This window comes from Microvirga sp. P4_G7 (genome assembly GCF_056401005.1).
Genome location: NZ_JBFUKD010001063.1, coordinates 1 through 796, shown reverse-complemented (window position 1 = coordinate 796; position 796 = coordinate 1). Strand labels below are relative to the sequence as shown.

The 796-nt window shown below is 59.6% G+C and carries 2 protein-coding genes; one reads left to right on the top strand and one right to left on the bottom strand.

The annotated features are described in order from the left end of the window. The first annotated feature begins 47 nt into the window (after positions 1–47). On the top strand, positions 48–551 hold the full coding sequence (locus AC1DT3_RS23025; RefSeq protein WP_477467479.1) for a TIGR00645 family protein: 504 nt from the start codon (positions 48–50) through the stop codon (positions 549–551). A gap of 7 nt (positions 552–558) precedes the next feature. On the opposite strand, the gene AC1DT3_RS23020 is transcribed toward AC1DT3_RS23025, so the two are convergent. Next, the coding region (locus AC1DT3_RS23020; protein ID WP_477467478.1) for a penicillin-insensitive murein endopeptidase at positions 559–796 on the bottom strand (238 nt) is incomplete at its 5' end.

Sequence of the window (796 nt, the reverse complement as noted above, 5' to 3'; positions counted from 1 at the left end):
CCCATTCATGGCATCCCGCAGCGCGACATGAAGGAGTGGATGCGACGATCGAACGGGCGTTGGAACGGTTTCTTTTTGCCAGCCGCTGGCTTCTCGCGCCATTCTATGTGGGATTGGTCATCACGCTCGTCATTCTGGTCGTGAAGGCAATGCAGGAGCTCTGGCACTTCATTCTGCACGTGCCTCAGGCCACCGAGGCCGATGTCATTCTCGGCGTCTTGACTCTGATCGACCTCACCTTCACCGGATCCTTGATCGTCATCGTGATCTTCTCAGGCTACGAGAACTTCGTCTCCAAAATCGATGCGGCCGACCACAAGGATTGGCCGGAATGGATGGGGACGATCGACTTCAGTGGTTTGAAGCTGAAGTTGCTGTCTTCGATTGTCGCGATCTCCGCGATTCAGGTCCTGAAAGCCTTCATGAACCTCGACAATATCTCCGACCGCAACCTGACGTGGCTCGTCGGCATCCATCTCCTCTTCGTGGGATMGGGCGTCATCCTCGCGCTCACGGATCGCATTGCCGAGGGCGGCAAGGCCGGCAAGTAGGGGCGCATTACGGCGCGAACAGAATCTGCCGACACTCGTTCGGCAGTTGCGCCAGAGTGAGCGGCGGCCGCGGTTTGCCTGGTTTGGGGTGCAGCATTTCCGGCGTGAACCACTGCGCCAACTCCGCGCCGCAGCCATCGCCGTTGGGCGGCGGATCCTGATCGGCGCACGCCGCGTCTCCACTCGGACAGGCGAGGCGAATGTGGAAATGGTAATTGTGTCCCCATGTCGGCCTGACCTTCGCG